We start from the raw sequence: 18,090 nt of genomic DNA, 5'->3' as shown, positions 1-18,090 counted from the left end.
TCGCCGGCGATGCCCGTCATGACTGAACCGACCCATCCGACCTCTTCCGTTTCGAGCGACACGTCCGCGCCCACCGTGCCGCGCCTCACCAGCCTCTCGCATGGCGGCGGCTGCGGCTGCAAGATCGCGCCGGGCGTGCTGTCGTCGCTGCTCAAGCGCGTCGCGCCGCTGCCGGCGTTTCCCGATCTGCTCGTCGGCACGGAAACGGCCGACGACGCCGCCGTCTACCGTCTCAACGACGAGCAGGCCATCGTCGCGACCACCGACTTCTTCATGCCTATCGTCGACGACCCTTACGACTTCGGGCGTATCGCGGCGACCAATGCGCTCTCGGACGTCTACGCCATGGGCGGCAAGCCTATCCTCGCGCTCGCCATCGTCGGCATGCCGATCAACGTGTTGCCGCACGACGTGATTGCGGCCGTGCTGCGCGGTGGCGAGGACGTCTGCACGCAGGCCGGCATTCCCGTGGCGGGCGGCCATTCGATCGATTCGGTCGAGCCCATCTACGGCCTCGTGGCGCTGGGCGTGGTGCATCCGTCGCGCGTGAAGCGCAATGCAGCAGCCCAGGCGGGGGACGTGCTCATTCTCGGCAAACCGCTGGGCGTGGGCGTGCTCTCGGCTGCACTGAAAAAGAACCAGCTCGACGCGGCGGGCTACGCCGCCATGATCGCGGCCACCACGAAGCTCAACCGCCCCGGCACTCAACTGGCCGCGTTGCCCGGCGTACATGCGCTCACCGACGTCACCGGCTTTGGTCTGCTCGGTCACACGCTGGAACTGGCGCGCGGCGCGGGGCTTACGGCACGCGTGCGCTATGCGGATCTGCCGTGGCTCGCCGGCGTGGAGGCGTTCGTGCGCGAAGGCGTTTTCACTGGCGCATCGGGACGCAACTGGGCGTCTTATGGAGAAGAGGTGCACCTTGCCGATAGCCTGCCCGACGTCGCCCGCACGCTGCTTACCGACCCGCAGACGTCGGGCGGGCTGCTCGTCTCCTGCGCGCCGGAAGCGGTGAACGAAGTGCTGGCCATCTTCAACGCGGACGGGTTCGAGCGCGCGGCCGTGATCGGCGAGATGAAAGAAGGTGCGGCCCGGGTAGAAGTAGTTTGATCGAGCGGTACTGAATTGCGCTGTGCCCGGGCGGCGCAATTCATTCAGTGGTGCATGGCACGTCGATTCTCTTTTTGCGATCTGCCTGATCGTCCCCACGCGGCAGCGCTTTGCTGCAACGCCGAACCTGTCGGCTCGAAACGCTGCAACGGCGTTTCGCGAGGCGCCTCGTCGCCCCCGGTCCATCGAGACCGGAATATTTGAACGGGACATCGCGCAGCGGCATTCCCGCCTTTAGCGCGCCTTAATCTCCCGCCGAAAAACCCGTATTAATACTGCCTGAAAAACCCTGGAAAACCGCAATAGGCTCGCCTACGCTTGAGGGAGCCTTCCCTCTGGCCGGACGTCCGGCCAGCATTCCTGGGATAGCTTAATTCTGCAAGCGCAGTCGCTCTGCCCGCTCGAAAGAACCCATGGTTGGAAACGGATCTTCAGTTTGAGAGGGATGCGCCATTCCGTATCCGGCAATCATTCCATTGCGCGGTGATTGCCGCATTCGCATGACGAATACCTCGATAAGTCATGAGAGAGGAGACCTTCATGCATACGATCCATCACTCGTCATTTGTCTGCGCGTCGCTGGTCGCGCTGACGCTAACGTTCGGGGCCGCGCCCACGTGGGCCGCTCAGGAAGTGGAAAGCGAAGCGACCACCACGGCGTCGCCCATGCCGCCCGTGCTGTCGCCCGTCACGCAGCAGCAGCTCGATGCCGCAGCGGGCAATGCCGCCGACTGGCTTCACGCAAACGGCTCGTATGCGCAGACGCGCTTCTATCCCGGCACGCAGATCAACCGCACCAACGTCGCGAAGCTGAAGCCCGTGTTCATCTTTCAGACCGCAGTGAACGAGTCGATGGAGACGGCACCCATCGTTTCGCACGGCATCATGTTCATCACCACGTCGTTCAATCACGTCTATGCGGTGGATGCCGTGAGCGGCAAGGAGTACTGGCATTACAAGCACAAGATGGGACCGGTTACGACGTTCTGCTGCGGACCGAACAACCGCGGCGTGGCCATTGCCGGCGACCGGCTGTTCATGGGCACGCTGGATTCGAAGCTCGTCGCGCTGGATGCGAAAACGGGCAAGCTGCTCTGGGAAAGCCAGATCGCAGACCCTGAACAGGGCTATTCGGAAACCATGGCGCCCACCGTGGTGGAAGACAAGGTGCTGATCGGCACGAACGGCGGCGAGTACGGTATTCGCGGTTTCGTGAAGGCGTTCGATGCCGCGAGCGGCCAGTTGCTCTGGACGTTCTACACGATTCCGGATTCGGGCCAGGAAGGCGTGTGGGCAACGAAGGACGCCACGGGCCGCGACATGAAGCGCGACATCGATGCCGAGAAGAAGCAGCTCGCTGAAAAAGGCGGCGACTTCTACAAGACGCTGGGCGGCGGTGTCTGGATGACGCCCGCCATCGACCGCGCCTCGCGCACGGTGTTCTTCGTGGTGGGCAACCCATCGCCGGACCTCTACGGTGCGATCCGCCCGGGCGATAACCTCTATACCGATTCGCTCGTGGCGATCGACCTCGATACCGGCAAATACAAGTGGCACTACCAGTACATCGCACATGACGTCTGGGACCTCGACGCCGTGAGCCCACCCATTCTCGTCAACGTGCGCGACGAAAACGGCCGCATGATTCCAGGCGTGATTCACGGCGGCAAGACGGGGCACGTCTATGTGCACGATCGCGCTACGGGCCGATTGATCCGCTTCTCCGACGCGATGATCCCGCAGGAGAACATGTGGACGCTGCCCACGGCCGAAGGCGCGCGCATGTTGCCTGGTGCGAACGGCGGCGTGGAGTGGTCGCCCATGGCGTTCGACCCGAAGACGCGGCTCGCGTATGCGGCGAACCTGCATCAGCCCATGACGTATCAGGTGGAAGACGCCGCCTATCCGGGAGGCAGCAAGCTCTGGCTGGGCGGCGCGTTCAAGACGATTGCGGCCGAACAGCAATGGGGCAAGCTCTCGGCCGTCAACATCGATACGGGCAAGGTGGCGTGGGACTACAAGACCGAGCAGCCGTTGATCGGCGGTGTGCTGGCGACGGCGGGCGGTCTCGTGTTCAACGGCGAGGGGAACGGCCTCTTCCGCGCATTCGATGCATCGACCGGCAAGAAGCTCTGGGAATTCCAGTGCGGCGCGGGTGTGAACGCGCCGGCCGTGTCGTACACGATTCACGGCAAGCAGTACGTGGCCGTGGCAGCGGGCGGCAATACGCAGCTCGATTTCAAGCGCGGCAACACCGTGCTTGTGTTTGCGTTGCCCTGACGCGATGCGGCCATGGTTCAGCCGATCTCGCCGAAGGCCGCTTTGGACCGTTGCAGCGCGCGTCGCCGCCTGGTGCGGGCGCTGCGTGCCGCCTATGCGGCATGTGCCGCATACCGCGTCTATCTGCGATACGCATTGCGACGCCGATTATCTGTCCGTAACGCGGCCATAGCGGGTGTGCTTGCGTGTATCAACGCGGCCGTCTTGCCTTCCCTCGCACACGCCGACGCGGCCGCCGGCGAAGCGAAGGCGCAAGTATGCGTGGCTTGTCACGGCCCGCTCGGCAATTCGACGAATCCCGACTATCCGATCCTCGCGGGGCAGACGGCGCGTTATCTCTATCTGCAATTGAAGGACTTCAAGGAGGGACGCCGCAGCGATCCGCGCATGAGCCCGGTGGCCGCCACGCTATCGAAAGAGGACATGCAGGACCTCGCCGCCTACTTCGCTGCGCAAAAGCCGGTGCCGGTGCCCGTGAAGGCCGACGCCGCGAGCATCGATGCGGGCCGCCAGAAAGCGGCGCAGGTGCTGTGCACGATGTGCCACCTCGGCGGCTTTCTCGGCCAGAACGAGATTCCACGTGTGGCGGGCCAGCACACGCAGTACATCGTCAAGCAGTTGCAGGACTTCCGGTCGCACACGCGCACCAACGATGCGGGCAACATGGCGAGCGTATCGCGTGGCCTTAGCGACGACGATATCCGCAACCTCGCCGCGTATATCGCCAATCTTCAGTGATGCAGATGATGTTTCATGGAACGTTGTTCGAGAGGAACGCACCGGCTGGACGAAAGGGGACTCCACGATGAAGCGAACCGCGATATGGATGACGCGCACGTTGCTCGGCAGCGTACTGGGTGCGGCCGCCTACGCGAGCGCTGCCGACGATGCCCTGAACCAGCAACTACTCGCGGCCGCCCGCAGCAGTGACGAGCCCGCCGTTCGCGCGGCGCTGGACGAAGGCGCCGCCGTGGATTCGCGTAACCGTATCGGCGACACGGCGCTCATCACGGCGAGCAAGAAGGGCCTCGCCGGCATGGCGCGTACGCTCGTCGAGCACGGCGCGAACGTGCGGCAGGCCGATGTGCAGGGCGTCACGCCTCTCATGGCGGCGTCGTATGGCGGCTATGAAGAGATCGTTCGACTGCTGCTCGCGCACGGGGCAGACCCGGCCGCCACCGACCGCGTCGGCAAGACGGCGATGGAATACGCTGCAGGGCAGGGACACACGGCTGTCGTGACACTGCTGCTCGATACCGGGATGGACGTGAATCGCCTCTACAAGAACGACCTTACCGCGTTGATGTGGGCCGCGGGCTACGACCGCGCCGATACCGTGAAGCTGCTGCTTGCCCGCGGCGCCGACCGCATGCTGCGCGACAATCGCGGCCTCACCGCAGGGGACATCGCGAAGCAGACCGGGTCGAGCCATGCCGCGGCACTGCTCTCGGGCGCAGCGGCCACGCCCTAGCGGCCGCGAGGCACCAGGGGTGTGCCACGAACCACGATGCATCACGACGGATCACGACGCATCGCGATGCCGCGTCACGCTCCGCGAACACGCGGCTACGCACGCGAAAAAGCACTTCGAAACAGAATTTCGTGCCCCTATACTGGGTGGCGCCTGACGAGCCGCAGCCGCAGTCATTGCGGCTGTCGCCGTTGCGCTCGTGAATCGCACGAGCCGCCACGACGGCATGCCTCCCTCCCGCCGTACGACACCCACAAGGAAGACACGAACATGATGACTCGTACATTGAGCGCCGTTGCCGCGCTCTCGCTGGTTGCCTGTGCCGCCGTTTCCACCGTGCCGGCCAACGCCGAGGATGCAAGCAGCTTCGCGCAGGGGGCGGGCGAAGGCCAGGGCCGTCACGTGAAGGTGATGATCGTCTCGATGTTCGGGCCCGAAGGCCAGGTGTGGCTCGATCGCCTGGGGCCGTGGCAGGACATCAAGGTGGCCGGGCTCTCGCCCGACTATCCCGCCGTTCACTGCAACAAACAGGACGTCTGCGTGATGACGACGGGCATGGGCCACGCCAATGCGGCGGCGTCCATCATGGCGCTCGCATTCTCGCCGCGCTTCGATTTGCGACACACGTACTTCATGGTGGCGGGCATTGCGGGCATCGATCCGGCGCAGGGCACGCTCGGTTCGGCAGCGTGGGCGAAGTATCTGGTCGACTTCGGCATTCAGTGGGAAATCGACGGACGCGAAATTCCGTCGGGCTGGAACACCGGTTATCTCGGCATCAACACGAAGAGCCCGAGCGACAAGCCGCCGCTCGACTACCGCACGGAAGTCTTCCAGCTCAATACGAAGCTGACCGATGCGGCGTTCGCGCTGTCACGCAACGTCACGCTCTCCGACAACGCCCAGGCGCAGGCCGCGCGCGCCAAATACGGCTACGCCCCCGCGAACCAGCCGCCCACGGTGGTTCAGTGCGATACGTTGGCGGGCGACACGTGGTGGTCGGGCACGCTGCTCGGCGAGCGTGCGCGCGACTGGACGAAGATTCTCACGGACGGCAAGGGCGTCTATTGCACGACGCAGCAGGAAGACAACGCAACGTACGAAGCGCTCACGCGCGCGGCCGCGGTGGGCCGCGTGGACCTCAACCGCGTGGCGGTGCTGCGTGCGGGATCGGACTTCGACCGGCCCTATGCGGGCCAGTCGAGTGCGGACAATCTGTTGAACTACGCGGCGCAGGGCGGTTTTTCGATTGCCATTGAGAACCTCTACCGAGCCGGCAATCCGCTCGTGCAGGACATCGCGACGCACTGGGCGGAATGGCGCGAAGGCGTGCCGGGCCGCTGAGGCGCTCAGCCTTTCAGCACAAGGCCCGGCATGGTGCCGGGCCTGTACCGCTCAGGTCGCGTTCAGGCAACCCATTCCGTCACAACCGGCGTATCGATATCCGGGTTGGACTCGCGCTCTTCGAAGGTGCGCTTCGAGCAGGTCTTGTCGAGCGCCGCGCGGCCCGAGAGCAGCGGGCAACGGTCGAACACTTCGGCAATCCAGTCCACGAACACGCGCACTTTCGGCGAAAGATGCCGCGAGTGCGGGTAGACCACCGAAATAGGCATGGGCAGCGGCTTTTCGTCGGGCAGCACTTCGACGAGTTCGCCTGATTTCAGATACGGCAGCACCTGGTAGCGCGCCGGCTGGATGAGACCGAAGCCTTCGAGTCCGCAGGTCACGTAGGCGTCGGCGTCGTTCACCGAAACCGCGGCCTGCATCTTCACCTCGATTTCCTTGCCCTCCACGAGGAAGGCCCAATCCATCACACGGCCCGTGCGGCTCGAGAAGTAATTGACCGCGCGATGCTGCTCGAGGTCTTCGAGCGACTTCGGCATGCCGTGACGCTGGATGTACGCGGGCGCCGCACACGTCACGCCTTCGAAGAGGCCAATGCGGCGCGCGACGAGCGACGAGTCCTGCAACGCGCCCACGCGAATCACGCAGTCCACGCCTTCCTGAAGCAGATCGACGGGACGATCCGTGAGGCCGAGTTGCAGGTCGATGTCCGGGTAGCGCGAACGAAATTCGCACAGCGACGGAATGACGAGCAGGCGTCCGATGGAACCCGGCATGTCGATGCGCAGCTTGCCGTGCGGTTTCTTGCTGCCGTTCTGGAACGCCGCTTCGGTTTCCTCCACGTCCGCGAGAATGCGCACGCAGCGCTCGTAGTACGCCGCGCCGTCCGGCGTGAGCGAGAGGCGCCGCGTCGTGCGATGCATGAGACGGGTGCCGAGAAACGCTTCGAGGTTCTGGATGATGGTCGTGACCGAGGCGCGGGGCATGTCCAGCGTTTCTGCTGCGCGCGTGAAGCTGTTCGTGTCGACCACCCGAGTGAATACCTGCATGGCCTGAAGCCGGTCCATTGCGATTCTCCAAAAGGGGGCGGGCGTTCCACTGTTTGGGCAGACACGTGTCTGCAAAACGATTGTTCAGTGCCGCCGAATTGTGTTGCCGGATTATAGGCATTTATTTGCAAGTCTGCCGAACCCACAATTCGCCCCGTTCGATACTAATTTCGCGCATTGCGCGCTTCGCCATGGATGCATTCAAACCGTCGTTCCCGTTTGCCCCGTCGGGCTTTGCGCCCTCGGGGGACCGCACGGCGCACGAGACGGACGCGGACCTGGACGGCGCACCGGCCGGGCCCGCGCTGGCGGTCTCGGACATGACGATCGACGGCTACGCGCAGCCCATCGTATTGCGCCTTTATCGGCCGGTGAAAGCGAACGGATTGCCGGTATTGCTGTATTTCCATGGCGGCGGTTTTGTGCGCGGATCATTGGAAGAAGCGGACCACGCCGCGCGTTATTTCGCAGAGCACTTACCGGCACTCGTGGTTTCGGTGGGTTATTCGCTTGCGCCGCAATTCCCTTTTCCGGCCGCACCCGAAGACGCTCACCGTGCCGCGCTCTGGGTGCAGTCGCACGCACGTTCGTTTGGCGGCAACGCCCGGCGGCTTGGCGTGGCGGGGCACGACGCGGGCGGACAGATCGCGAACGTCGTCGCGCTGATCGGCCGCGATCGTGCCGACGTGCGGTTCGACGCCCAGGCGCTCTTTGCACCGATGCTGGACCCGAGTCTCACGCGACTCGGCGACGAGCGGCGCCTGAGTTCGGACATCACGGCGAGCGAATGCGCGGCCTGTTATCGCGCGTATCTGCCGCAGGCTTCGCAGCGCATGCATCCGTATGCGGCGCCGCTGGAATGTACGCGGCTCGCCGGTTTGCCCGCCACGCTCATCGTGACGGCGCAGAACGACGTGCTGCACATCGAGGCCGAGAAGTACGCGAGCCGCCTGATCGACGCGGGCGTGCGCACCCAGGTGGTGCGTTTCCCGAGCGTCTCGCACGCGGCCATTGGCGGTTATCCGGCCGCCTTGCAGGAAGCTGTGCGCTTCTTTCAGTGGCAGTTCGACTCACGCACGCTCGCGTAAGCACCGCACGCGACGACGTAGCAGAACCGCTCGCTGAACGAATGCACGCGAACGACCCACCGAATACGAATTGAAACGACCATCGCATTGGAGCCCACTATGTCTGTCTTTCCGTTGTCTCGCCCCCGAATCATCGTTGCAGTGGTTGCCCTTGTAGTCGTTGCCGGACTCGGCACGGTCGGCGCCATGCGCGTGAATGCCAATGCGCCGGCCCAGTCGCAGGCGGCCATGGCGCCCGAAGTCGACGTAGCCAATGTGCTGGAACGCAGCATCGTCGACTGGCAGTCGTACTCCGGCCGGCTCGAAGCCATCGAGAAGGTGGACATTCGCCCGCAGGTGTCGGGCACCATCGTGTCGGTCAACTTCAAGGACGGCGCGCTCGTGAAGAAGGGCGACACGCTGTTCGTGATCGACCCGCGTCCGTATCAGGCCGAAGTGGATCGCGCCGCCGCGCAACTCGCCGCGGCCCAGGCGGGCGCCGGCTATGCGCAGAGCGACTGGGAACGCGCACAGCGTCTTATCACGGACAACGCCATCGCGAAGCGCGACTACGACCAGAAGCAGAACGCCGCGCGCGAGGCGAGTGCGAACCTGAAGGCCGCGCAGGCCGCGCTGGAAGCGGCGCAGATCAATCTGGGCTACACGCGCATCGTGGCACCCGTGTCCGGTCGCGTGTCGCGCGCGGAAATCACGCTGGGCAACGTGGTGTCGGCCGGCGCCAATGCGGCTGCGCTGACCACGCTCGTTTCGGTGTCGCCCATCTACGCGTCGTTCGATGCAGACGAGCAGACGTATCTCGACTACATCAGCCACGTGAAGGACGGCACGAAGGTGCCGGTGGATCTCGGCCTCGCCAACGAATCGGGCTATTCGCGCACGGGCACGATCGAGTCCGTGGATAACCGGCTCGATACGTCGTCGGGCACGATCCGCGTGCGCGCGCGTTTCGACAACGCAGACGGCACGCTGTTGCCCGGCCTCTACGCGCGCATCAAGGTGAGCGGCAGCGCGCCGCACCCGGCGCTGCTTATCGACGACGCCGCGATCGGCACCGACCAGGACAAGAAGTTCGTCTTCGTCGTGGACAGCGCCAATCACGTCGCGTACCGCGAAGTGCAGCTGGGCGGCCAGCAGGGCAACCTGCGCGTCATTACGGGCGGCCTCAAGAAGGGCGAGCGCATCGTGGTGAACGGCACGCAGCGCGTGCGGCCCGGCGAGGAGGTGCGAGCCCACATGGTACCCATGACGGGCGATGGCGACCCGAACAGCGCACCTCTTGCAGGCACGGCCGGCGCGCAAGGCAAGCCGGTCAAGCAGTCGTCGCAAAGCGAAGCCCAGGCGCAGCCGCGTGCGAACCAGGGCAACGCGGCCAACTCGGCCGACGCGACGAAGCAGGCGAAAAACTCATGACGTTCGCGATGCCAACACATAGCAGGCGCGAGCAGGACGTCGCCCGCGCCGCCCGCATCGCACACACGCTCTCCTTTATTCAGAGCCACCCATGAACATATCGAAATTCTTCATCGACCGGCCCATCTTCGCGGGTGTGCTGTCGGTCGTGATTCTGCTGGCCGGCGTGATCGCGCTGTTCCAGCTGCCCATTTCCGAGTATCCCGAGGTCGTGCCGCCGTCGGTCGTCGTGCACGCGCAGTATCCGGGCGCGAACCCGAAGGTGATCGCGGAAACGGTGGCCTCGCCGCTCGAAGAGCAGATCAACGGCGTCGAGAACATGCTGTACATGCAGTCGCAGGCCAACAGCGACGGCAACATGACGCTCACGGTCACGTTCCGTCTGGGCACTGATCCGGACAAGGCCACGCAGCTCGTGCAGAACCGCGTGAACCAGGCATTGCCGCGGCTGCCCGAAGACGTGCAGCGGCTCGGCATCACGACCATCAAGAGCTCGCCTACGCTCACGATGGTGGTGCACCTGATCTCGCCGAACGATCAGTACGACATGACGTATCTGCGCAATTACGCGCTGCTCAACGTCAAAGACCGGCTCGCGCGCATTCAGGGTGTGGGCGAAGTGCAGCTGTGGGGCGCGGGCGACTACGCGATGCGCGTGTGGCTCGATCCGCAGAAGGTGGCGCAGCGCGGGCTCACGGCGAACGACGTGGTGAACGCCATTCGCGAGCAGAACGTGCAGGTGGCGGCCGGTGTGATCGGTGCGTCTCCCACGCTGCCCGGCACGCCGTTGCAGCTTTCGGTCAACGCGCGAGGTCGCCTGACGACCGTGAAGGAATTCGGCGACATCGTCGTGAAGACCGCGCCGGATGGCGGCGTCACGTATCTGCGCGACATCGCGCGCGTCGAACTGGGTGCGTCCGAATACGGCCTGCGTTCGCTGCTCGACAACAAGTCGGCGGTGGCGCTCGCCATCAACCAGGCACCGGGTGCGAACTCGCTCGCCATCTCGGACCAGGTGCGCGCCGCGATGAAGGAGCTCAAGCAGGACTTCCCGGCCGGCGTGGACTACAAGATCGTCTATGACCCCACGCAGTTCGTGCGCTCCAGTATCGAGGCGGTGGTGCATACGCTGCTTGAAGCCATCGCGCTCGTGGTGATCGTGGTGATCGTGTTCCTGCAGACGTGGCGTGCGTCGATCATTCCGCTCATTGCCGTGCCGGTCTCGATCGTGGGCACGTTCTCGCTGCTGCTGGCGTTCGGCTTTTCGATCAATGCGCTTTCGCTGTTCGGGATGGTGCTCGCCATCGGTATCGTGGTGGACGACGCCATCGTGGTGGTGGAAAACGTGGAGCGCAACATCGAGCGCGGGCTCAGTGCGCGCGACGCGACGTATCGCGCCATGCAGGAGGTGAGCGGGCCGATCATCGCAATTGCGCTCACGCTGGTGGCCGTGTTCGTGCCGCTCGCGTTCATGACGGGTCTCACGGGCCAGTTCTACAAGCAGTTCGCGATGACCATCGCCATTTCCACGGTGATCTCGGCGTTCAACTCGCTCACGCTTTCGCCGGCGCTTTCGGCACTGCTGCTGCGCAGCCACGGCGCGAAGGAAGACTGGCTCACGCGCGTCATGAACCGCGTGCTGGGCGGCTTCTTCCGCGGCTTCAACAAGGTGTTCCATCGCGGCGCGGAGAACTACAGTCGCGGCGTGAACGGCGTGCTCAAACGCAAGGGCGCGATGCTCGCGGTCTATGCGGTGCTGCTTGGCGCGACGGTGTTTGTCACGCACATCGTGCCGGGCGGCTTCGTGCCCGCGCAGGACAAGGAATACCTCGTGGCGTTTGCGCAGTTGCCTAACGGTGCGTCGCTGGATCGCACGGAGAATGTGATTCGCGAGATGAGCGACATTTCGCTGAAGCAGCCTGGCGTGGAAAGTGCCGTGGCGTTCCCCGGTCTTTCGGTGAACGGCTTCACGAACAGTTCGAGCGCGGGCATCGTGTTCGTCACGCTCAAGCCGTTTAGCGAACGCAAGGGCAAGGCGCTCTCGGCGGGTGCCATTGCGGGCGCGCTCAACCAGAAGTTCGCGAGCATCAAGGGTTCGTTCGTGGCCGTGTTCCCGCCGCCGCCGGTGCTGGGTCTCGGTACGCTGGGCGGCTTCAAGATGCAGCTGGAAGATCACGGCGCGGTGGGCTACGAAGAACTCGCGAAGGCGACGCAGGACTTCATCAAGAAGGCGTCGGCTACGCCTGAGCTGGGTCCCACTTTCTCCAGCTATCAGATCAACGTGCCGCAGTTGAACGTGGACCTGGATCGCGTGAAGGCGAAGCAGCTCGGCGTGCCGGTGACGGATGTGTTCGACACCATGCAGATCTATCTGGGCTCGCTTTACGTGAACGACTTCAACGAGTTCGGCCGCGTGTACCAGGTGCGTGTGCAGGCAGATGCGCCGTTCCGTCAGCGTGCGGACGACATCCTGCAACTGAAGACGCGTAACAACGCGGGCGAGATGGTGCCGCTGTCGTCGCTCGTTACCGTGTCGCCCACGTATGGTCCGGAAATGGTGGTGCGCTACAACGGCTACACCGCCGCCGACATCAACGGCGGCCCGGCGCCCGGCTTCTCGTCGGGTCAGGCCCAGGAAGCGGCGGAACGCATTGCTGCCGAAACGCTGCCGCGCGGCGTGAAGTTCGAATGGACCGACCTCACGTACCAGCAGATTCTCGCGGGCAACTCGGGCATCTGGGTGTTCCCGATCAGCGTGCTGCTGGTGTTCCTCGTGCTGGCCGCGCTCTATGAAAGCCTCACGCTGCCGCTCGCGGTGATCCTGATCGTGCCGATGAGCGTGCTGTCCGCACTCACGGGCGTGTGGCTCACGCAGGGCGACAACAACATCTTCACGCAGATCGGCTTGATGGTGCTGGTGGGACTCGCATCGAAGAACGCCATTCTGATCGTGGAGTTCGCACGCGAGTTGGAGCACGACGGACACTCGCCGCTTTCCGCGGCTATCGAAGCGAGCCGCATGCGGCTGCGCCCGATCCTGATGACGTCCATCGCGTTCATCATGGGTGTGGTGCCGCTCGTGCTTTCTTCGGGCGCGGGTTCGGAAATGCGTCATGCCATGGGTATCGCGGTGTTTTTCGGGATGCTCGGTGTGACGCTGTTCGGCCTGATGCTGACGCCGGTGTTCTACGTGGTGCTGCGCATGCTGGCAGGCGGCACGATCCACGTGGCGCAGAAGGACTCGCCGCGCAGCTCTGCGCTGCCCGCGATGGATTGAGGAGAACCTGATAATGAAAAATCGTGGATTCATAGGCGGCGCTGCCGGCATGCAGGGGTGTGGCAGGCTCGGCTGGGTTGCGGTCAGCGGCCTGCTCGTCGCGCTGCTCGCCGCATGTTCGGTAGAGCCGACCTATCACCGCCCGGACGCGGCAGCGCCCGCGGCGTTCAAGGAAGCGCCGATCGCTGCTCAGGATGCCGGCACGTGGAAGGCCGCCCAGCCTTCCGACGCGGCCCACCGCGGCGAGTGGTGGAGCGTGTTTGACGACGCGACGCTGAACCAGCTGGAAGAGCAGGCTGCGGCGGCCAACCAGGATCTGAAAGCGGCGGCTGCGCGCGTGCAGCAGGCGCGTGCCGTGACGCGGTCCGCGCGCTCGGCGTGGTTCCCGTCGCTCGATGCGGGCTTCGGTCCCACGCGTGAACGGCTCTCGCCCGCTTCGCAGTTCCTGCCCGACGACCGGAATGTGCCCACGCAGACGCTGTGGCGCGCGCAGGGCACGGTTTCGTATGAGGCGGATCTGTTCGGTCGCGTGAGCTCCAACGTGAACGCGGCGCGCGCGGATGCGCAGCAGAGCGAGGCGTTGTTCCGCTCCGTGCAGCTCGCGTTGCAGGCCGACGTCGCGCAGAACTACTTCCAGCTGCGCCAGTTCGATTCGCAGGTCGATCTGTTCCGGCGCACGGTGGCGCTGCGTCAGGATGCGCTCAGGCTTGCAGAGCGCCGCTTCAAGGAAGGCGACATCAGCGAACTCGACGTTTCGCAGGCACGCAACGAACTGGCAACGGCCCAGGCCGATGCGGTGGGCGTGGCGCGTCAGCGCGCGGCGTCGGAACATGGCCTCGCGATCTTGCTCGGCAAGGCACCGGCGGACTTTTCGTTCCCCGAAACACCGCTTGCGCCCGTGGCCGTGCGCGTTCCGCCGGGCTTGCCGTCCGCGCTGCTCGAACGTCGGCCCGACATTGCCGCCGCCGAACGCGCAATGGCCGCTGCGAACGCGCGCGTGGGGCTCGCGAAGTCCGCGTTCTTCCCGCAGCTCGACATCACGGGTTCGTTCGGCTACGAGTCCGCGACGCTGGGCGACCTGTTCAAATGGTCCACGCGGACCTTCCTGCTGGGGCCGTTCGCGGGCACGGCGCTCACGCTGCCGATCTTCGACGGCGGGCGCCGTCAGGCCGGTCTCGACCAGGCCCGCGCGAGGTACGACGAACAGGTTGCGCAATACCGCGAGCAGGTGCTCGTAGCGTTCCGCGAGGTGGAGGACAACCTGTCCGACCTGCGCTTGCTGGACGACCAGATGAAGGCGCAAAACGATGCGGTGAATGCGTCGCAGCGGGCCGCGCATCTGTCGCGCACGCAGTACGAGGAAGGGCAGGTCAGCTACCTCAACGTGATCGACAGCGAGCGCTCGGTGCTGGTCTCGCAGTTGCAGGCAAGCCAGCTTCAGGGCGTGCAGGCCGTGGCGACCGTCAACCTGATCCGTGCGCTGGGCGGCGGTTGGGGCGACGACACGAAGACGGGCAGCGCTTCGCCGCAGCAAGGCTCGACACAAGACGCACAGCAGGTGGCAAAGCGCTGAGCCTGCTGAGTCGTGACGAGCGTCGGAAAGGAAGTCAGCAGGGGGCCGTGCACGTCGATAGCCGACGTGCACGGCTTTTGTTTTAAGCGCGCATTGAGGGGGCGACATGCGCTCGCCTATCCAGGCTGCGCCTTCTTCTCCTGTAACAGATAGCCGATCCCGCGCAACGTGACGATAGTCGCTTCGCAATGCTCGATCCGCTTGCGGATGCGATGCACGTAGATCTCGATGGCATCCTCGCTCGATTCCTCTTCGAGCGCGTAGACACCCGACATCAGCGCCGACTTCGAGAGTGTCTTGCCGCACTTGAGCATCATCATTTCGAGAATCGAATGCTCTTTGGGGCGCAGCGAGAGCGGCTCGCCGCGGATGCGGAACTGGCGGCTGTCGGTGTTATAGGTGAGGTCGCCACAGGCGAAATCCGTATGCTTTTCGCCGTTCTGCCGGCGCGCGAGCGCTTTGATGCGAGCGACCAGTTCGCGCGTCTCGAACGGTTTCACGATGTAGTCGTCGGCACCGGCGCCGAGACACTCCACTTTTTCGTCGATCGACCCGCTCGCCGTGACGACCAGCACCGGCACGTTGTTGCGTCGGCCACGCAGACGGCGCAGCACGTCTTTGCCGGTCATCTTCGGCAGTTGCAGGTCGAGCAGCACCACGTCGTACTGTTCGGTGCGCAAAAGCTGGTCGGCGGCGTCGCCGTCGGCCGCGCGGTCCACGGCCATGCGCTCTTCCTTCAGCAGCTTGAGCAGCCAGTGGCTCAGCGATTCGTTGTCTTCTGCGAGCAGCACTTTCATCTTGCGTCCCTGCACCGGTTATTTCGTTATCCTTTCGTTCCGCGCGGACGAAGGAATACGAAATATTGTTGAAGTAAAAAAGTAAGGAATCCGGTGTCTTTATTGTTTTGATGTCTTGAGCGGCTTTACGTTTGCGGATCGTAGCGAAACCAAACCTTCTGCCGGCTATCGACGCGTTGCAAGAAAGGCCAGGGGAAGTACCGATCGGCGGGAGGGAGAGACTGGGCGGGCGAAGCCGCAAATGAAACGGCCCGCCGTGAGAGGCGGGCCGCGCAATGAACCGATGAAACGCAGAGAAATGGGAGGCTGGGGGCTTCCGGCTTCGCTAGGCCGCTTCGGCGACGGGCGCTCGCGTGACCGGCACATGGGTCTGCGCGGCGACTTCAGCCAGCAGGGCGGCGTCGGCCGCGACCGTGTCTTCGCAGACGGCCTGGCGTGCCACGGCCGCCTTTCTCGTCTTACCCGCGCGCGAGGGCGGCTGGCAGGCGCCGCACACTACGTTGTGCTGCAGGTCATGCTTGTGCGCGACGAATTTGCCGCTGCAGCGGCAGCACGGCGTGAGCTGGAGCATGCCGGCGTCGAAGAAGCGCACGAGCGTCCAGGCGCGCGTGAGATCCAGCACGGCTTCCGTGTCGCTGTGACGGCAGTGTTCCAGATACAGCCGGTAGCCCTTCGTCAAAGCGTCGAGGTGCGAGCAGCGCGCCTCGTTCTTGAGGAACAGGTAGGTGTTGTAGAACAGCGACGCATGAATGTTCGCAAGCCACGTCATGTACCAGTCCGCGGAGAAGGGCAGCATGCCCTTGGGCGGCGACACGCCTTTCACTTCACGGTACAGGCGGATCATGCGGTCGCGCGAAAGCGTGAGTTCGCTTTCCAGCACCTGCATGCGCGCGCCCAGCTCGATCAAGGCGATCGCGCGGAACACTTCCTGTGCGTCTTCAGTGAGGCTGCGCTTCGGCGCAGACTTGAGCATCGTGACTTCAGCTTGCATGGCGGTCCCTGTCAGGCGAACTGCTCTGCGGACTGACCCGCGAGCAGGATGGCGGCATGCGTCGAAGCAACGTCAGCGTGACGCGTCGTCTGCGTGAGGGCAGACAGCATCGTGTGATCGTTGAAGCGGAAGAAACACAAAAGCTGGTCGGAGGAGGCCAGCTTGACGATCTGTGCAAGCGACAGTCCGGCAAGCAGTTCGGCCAGCTCCGACGACAAGCCCAGCCGGAACATGCCGACTGCCTTGTCCTCACGCAACATACGTTGCGCAAGCATGATGTACGACAAATTGATTTCGCGGATTGACTCCAGCGTCTCGCTGCTACGGTCCATTTCTCAGTTTTCCGAAGCCCCGATTGAACTGCCGGCGTTGTTCGCCGTTATGTCTTTTCTGCCCCCGCCTGGTCTTGTAACGACCTTCGGCGATATCTATCTATTTGATACAGCTTGTTACAACTCGTAACAGCTTGGAGCGAATTGTATGAGGGGGAATGTCAAAAAGCAATGGCTCGTCAAAAAAATTGTGGAAAAAAACCGACTGCGGATCAGTAATTTTTTCATAAATCTGCAACGCGCCTTATTGGCGTGCGCCGGGCGGCCCGGCCAGCGCTATTGTGGGCCTCAAACCCTTGTTACGACAGGGTATCTCCTGATTGAAGCAACTTCTCTGCGACGCTCCCGCGCACCCCGGAAATTCTATTCCCCTTTTGATATGAATAAAGGCAAGGGTTTACTTGCGCGGTAAAAAATGCGGCATGTGGACGCGTTACATTTGACCGCTGTTTGTAACAGCTTGGCGACGGCATTTGTAACGGCTCTCGCCCGCGTTTGTAACAACCTAGGGGACATTCCGGATGATTCTTTCGAATGCCTTACGTTGCGTCGTGGAAGATCACCCCCAAGGTGTGTCGTTGGCCCGAGCGCAGGGGGCTCACACCGTGCCGAAGGTTGACGCGATACGCGCCACGCGTGCCCTGCACGGGCCGATGGTGGACGGCGAAGATCGCCGCGTCGCCCTTGCGCAGCGGCACGACCTGGACGCGCGACTGCATGCGCGGCCGCTGCTCGGTCATCACGAACTCGCCGCCTGTGAAGTCGCGGCCCGGCTCGGCCAGCAGAACCGCCACCTGTAACGGAAACACGTGTTCGCCGTAGAGGTCCTGGTGCAGGCAGTTGTAGTCGTCTTTTCCGTACTGGAGCAGCAGCGGGGTGGGGCGCAACTGGCCGGCGGCGTGACAACGTTTGATGTATTCCGCGTGCGAGGCTGGATAGCGCACGTCGATGCCGAGCGTCTGGTTCCAGAGGTTGGCCACTGGAACGAGATGCGGATAGAGGCTCGTGCGCAGTTGCTGCACGAGGCGCGGCAACGGATAGCTGAAATATTGGTACTCGCCGCGGCCGAAGCCGTGCCGGGTCATCACGATGCGACTGCGAAAACGCTCGTGGTGTCCGTAGAGGGCGGCCAGCGCGTCGCATTCGTCCTCTGCCAGTAATTGGGGAGCGACTGCGTAGCCGTATTCGTCGAGCATTTGCGCGATGGCGCCCCAATCCAGTGTTTCGATGCGGCGAGAGAGGGACGGGTCGGAGCCGGCTGGAGGGCGGTGCCGCTCGCGATCCTCATGGGGCGCAAGCGATGGTGCGGGATCGTTCTGCGTATCGAGCAATGGAAGTTGCGAGTCGAGGCGGTTCATGTACGTACTC

The 18,090-nt window shown here is 64.0% G+C and carries 14 protein-coding genes; 9 read left to right on the top strand and 5 right to left on the bottom strand.

The genetic code is table 11. From position 1 onward, the window contains the following. Window positions 1–18 precede the first annotated feature (18 nt). The 5 genes from selD (at window position 19) to P2869_RS26255 (ending at window position 6,205) form a co-directional block, all read left to right on the top strand. Window positions 19–1,110 (top strand): selenide, water dikinase SelD, encoded by a 1,092-nt coding sequence (gene selD, locus P2869_RS26275; RefSeq protein WP_277598412.1) that lies wholly within the window; start codon window positions 19–21, stop codon window positions 1,108–1,110. A 540-nt stretch (window positions 1,111–1,650) separates the two neighbouring features. Further along, window positions 1,651–3,390, top strand: a complete 1,740-nt coding sequence (locus P2869_RS26270) for a PQQ-binding-like beta-propeller repeat protein (RefSeq protein ID WP_277598411.1) — start codon at window positions 1,651–1,653, stop codon at window positions 3,388–3,390. A 177-nt stretch (window positions 3,391–3,567) separates the two neighbouring features. After that, window positions 3,568–4,128 carry a c-type cytochrome gene (locus P2869_RS26265; protein WP_277599855.1) on the top strand — a complete coding sequence of 187 codons (561 nt, stop codon included), beginning with the start codon at window positions 3,568–3,570 and terminating at the stop codon, window positions 4,126–4,128. 67 nt (window positions 4,129–4,195) lie between these two features. Then, the gene (locus tag P2869_RS26260) at window positions 4,196–4,861 is read left to right on the top strand and encodes an ankyrin repeat domain-containing protein (RefSeq protein ID WP_233411697.1); all 666 of its coding nucleotides are present in this window, start codon (window positions 4,196–4,198) and stop codon (window positions 4,859–4,861) included. A gap of 270 nt (window positions 4,862–5,131) precedes the next feature. Beyond that, window positions 5,132–6,205 carry a purine nucleoside permease gene (locus P2869_RS26255; protein WP_199542379.1) on the top strand — a complete coding sequence of 358 codons (1,074 nt, stop codon included), beginning with the start codon at window positions 5,132–5,134 and terminating at the stop codon, window positions 6,203–6,205. Between the two features lie 62 nt (window positions 6,206–6,267). Here the strand turns inward: P2869_RS26255 and P2869_RS26250 are convergent, their stop codons facing one another. Further along, window positions 6,268–7,272, bottom strand: a complete 1,005-nt coding sequence (locus P2869_RS26250; RefSeq protein WP_017775408.1) for a LysR family transcriptional regulator — start codon at window positions 7,270–7,272, stop codon at window positions 6,268–6,270. Window positions 7,273–7,445: 173 nt separating this feature from the next. On the opposite strand from P2869_RS26250, the gene P2869_RS26245 reads away from it, so the two are divergent. The 4 genes from P2869_RS26245 (at window position 7,446) to P2869_RS26230 (ending at window position 14,602) form a co-directional block, all read left to right on the top strand. Beyond that, window positions 7,446–8,342, top strand: a complete 897-nt coding sequence (locus P2869_RS26245; RefSeq protein WP_017775409.1) for an alpha/beta hydrolase — start codon at window positions 7,446–7,448, stop codon at window positions 8,340–8,342. A 99-nt stretch (window positions 8,343–8,441) separates the two neighbouring features. Beyond that, window positions 8,442–9,752, top strand: a complete 1,311-nt coding sequence (locus P2869_RS26240; protein ID WP_199542380.1) for an efflux RND transporter periplasmic adaptor subunit — start codon at window positions 8,442–8,444, stop codon at window positions 9,750–9,752. 91 nt (window positions 9,753–9,843) lie between these two features. Beyond that, complete coding sequence (locus P2869_RS26235) at window positions 9,844–13,029, top strand: efflux RND transporter permease subunit (RefSeq protein WP_277598410.1); 3,186 nt, start codon at window positions 9,844–9,846, stop codon at window positions 13,027–13,029. 49 nt (window positions 13,030–13,078) lie between these two features. Continuing rightward, window positions 13,079–14,602: an efflux transporter outer membrane subunit gene (locus P2869_RS26230; RefSeq protein WP_277599854.1), complete on the top strand. Its 1,524-nt coding sequence runs from the start codon at window positions 13,079–13,081 to the stop codon at window positions 14,600–14,602. Window positions 14,603–14,718: 116 nt separating this feature from the next. Here the strand turns inward: P2869_RS26230 and P2869_RS26225 are convergent, their stop codons facing one another. The 4 genes from P2869_RS26225 to P2869_RS26210 all read right to left on the bottom strand — a co-directional run bounded on the left by P2869_RS26225 (window position 14,719) and on the right by P2869_RS26210 (window position 18,080). Further along, window positions 14,719–15,399: a response regulator transcription factor gene (locus P2869_RS26225; protein WP_277598409.1), complete on the bottom strand. Its 681-nt coding sequence runs from the start codon at window positions 15,397–15,399 to the stop codon at window positions 14,719–14,721. A gap of 325 nt (window positions 15,400–15,724) precedes the next feature. Continuing rightward, the gene (gene flhC, locus P2869_RS26220; RefSeq protein WP_017775414.1) at window positions 15,725–16,390 is read right to left on the bottom strand and encodes a flagellar transcriptional regulator FlhC; all 666 of its coding nucleotides are present in this window, start codon (window positions 16,388–16,390) and stop codon (window positions 15,725–15,727) included. An 11-nt stretch (window positions 16,391–16,401) separates the two neighbouring features. After that, complete coding sequence (flhD, locus tag P2869_RS26215; protein ID WP_017775415.1) at window positions 16,402–16,722, bottom strand: flagellar transcriptional regulator FlhD; 321 nt, start codon at window positions 16,720–16,722, stop codon at window positions 16,402–16,404. 539 nt (window positions 16,723–17,261) lie between these two features. Further along, window positions 17,262–18,080, bottom strand: coding sequence for a 2OG-Fe(II) oxygenase (locus P2869_RS26210; protein ID WP_277598408.1), 819 nt, complete (start codon window positions 18,078–18,080; stop codon window positions 17,262–17,264). Window positions 18,081–18,090: the final 10 nt, after the last annotated feature.

It is taken from the genome of Paraburkholderia sp. SUR17, assembly GCF_029536165.1.
GTDB classification, from domain to species: domain Bacteria; phylum Pseudomonadota; class Gammaproteobacteria; order Burkholderiales; family Burkholderiaceae; genus Paraburkholderia; species Paraburkholderia kururiensis.
This window is presented reverse-complemented; position numbering and strand designations above follow the sequence as displayed.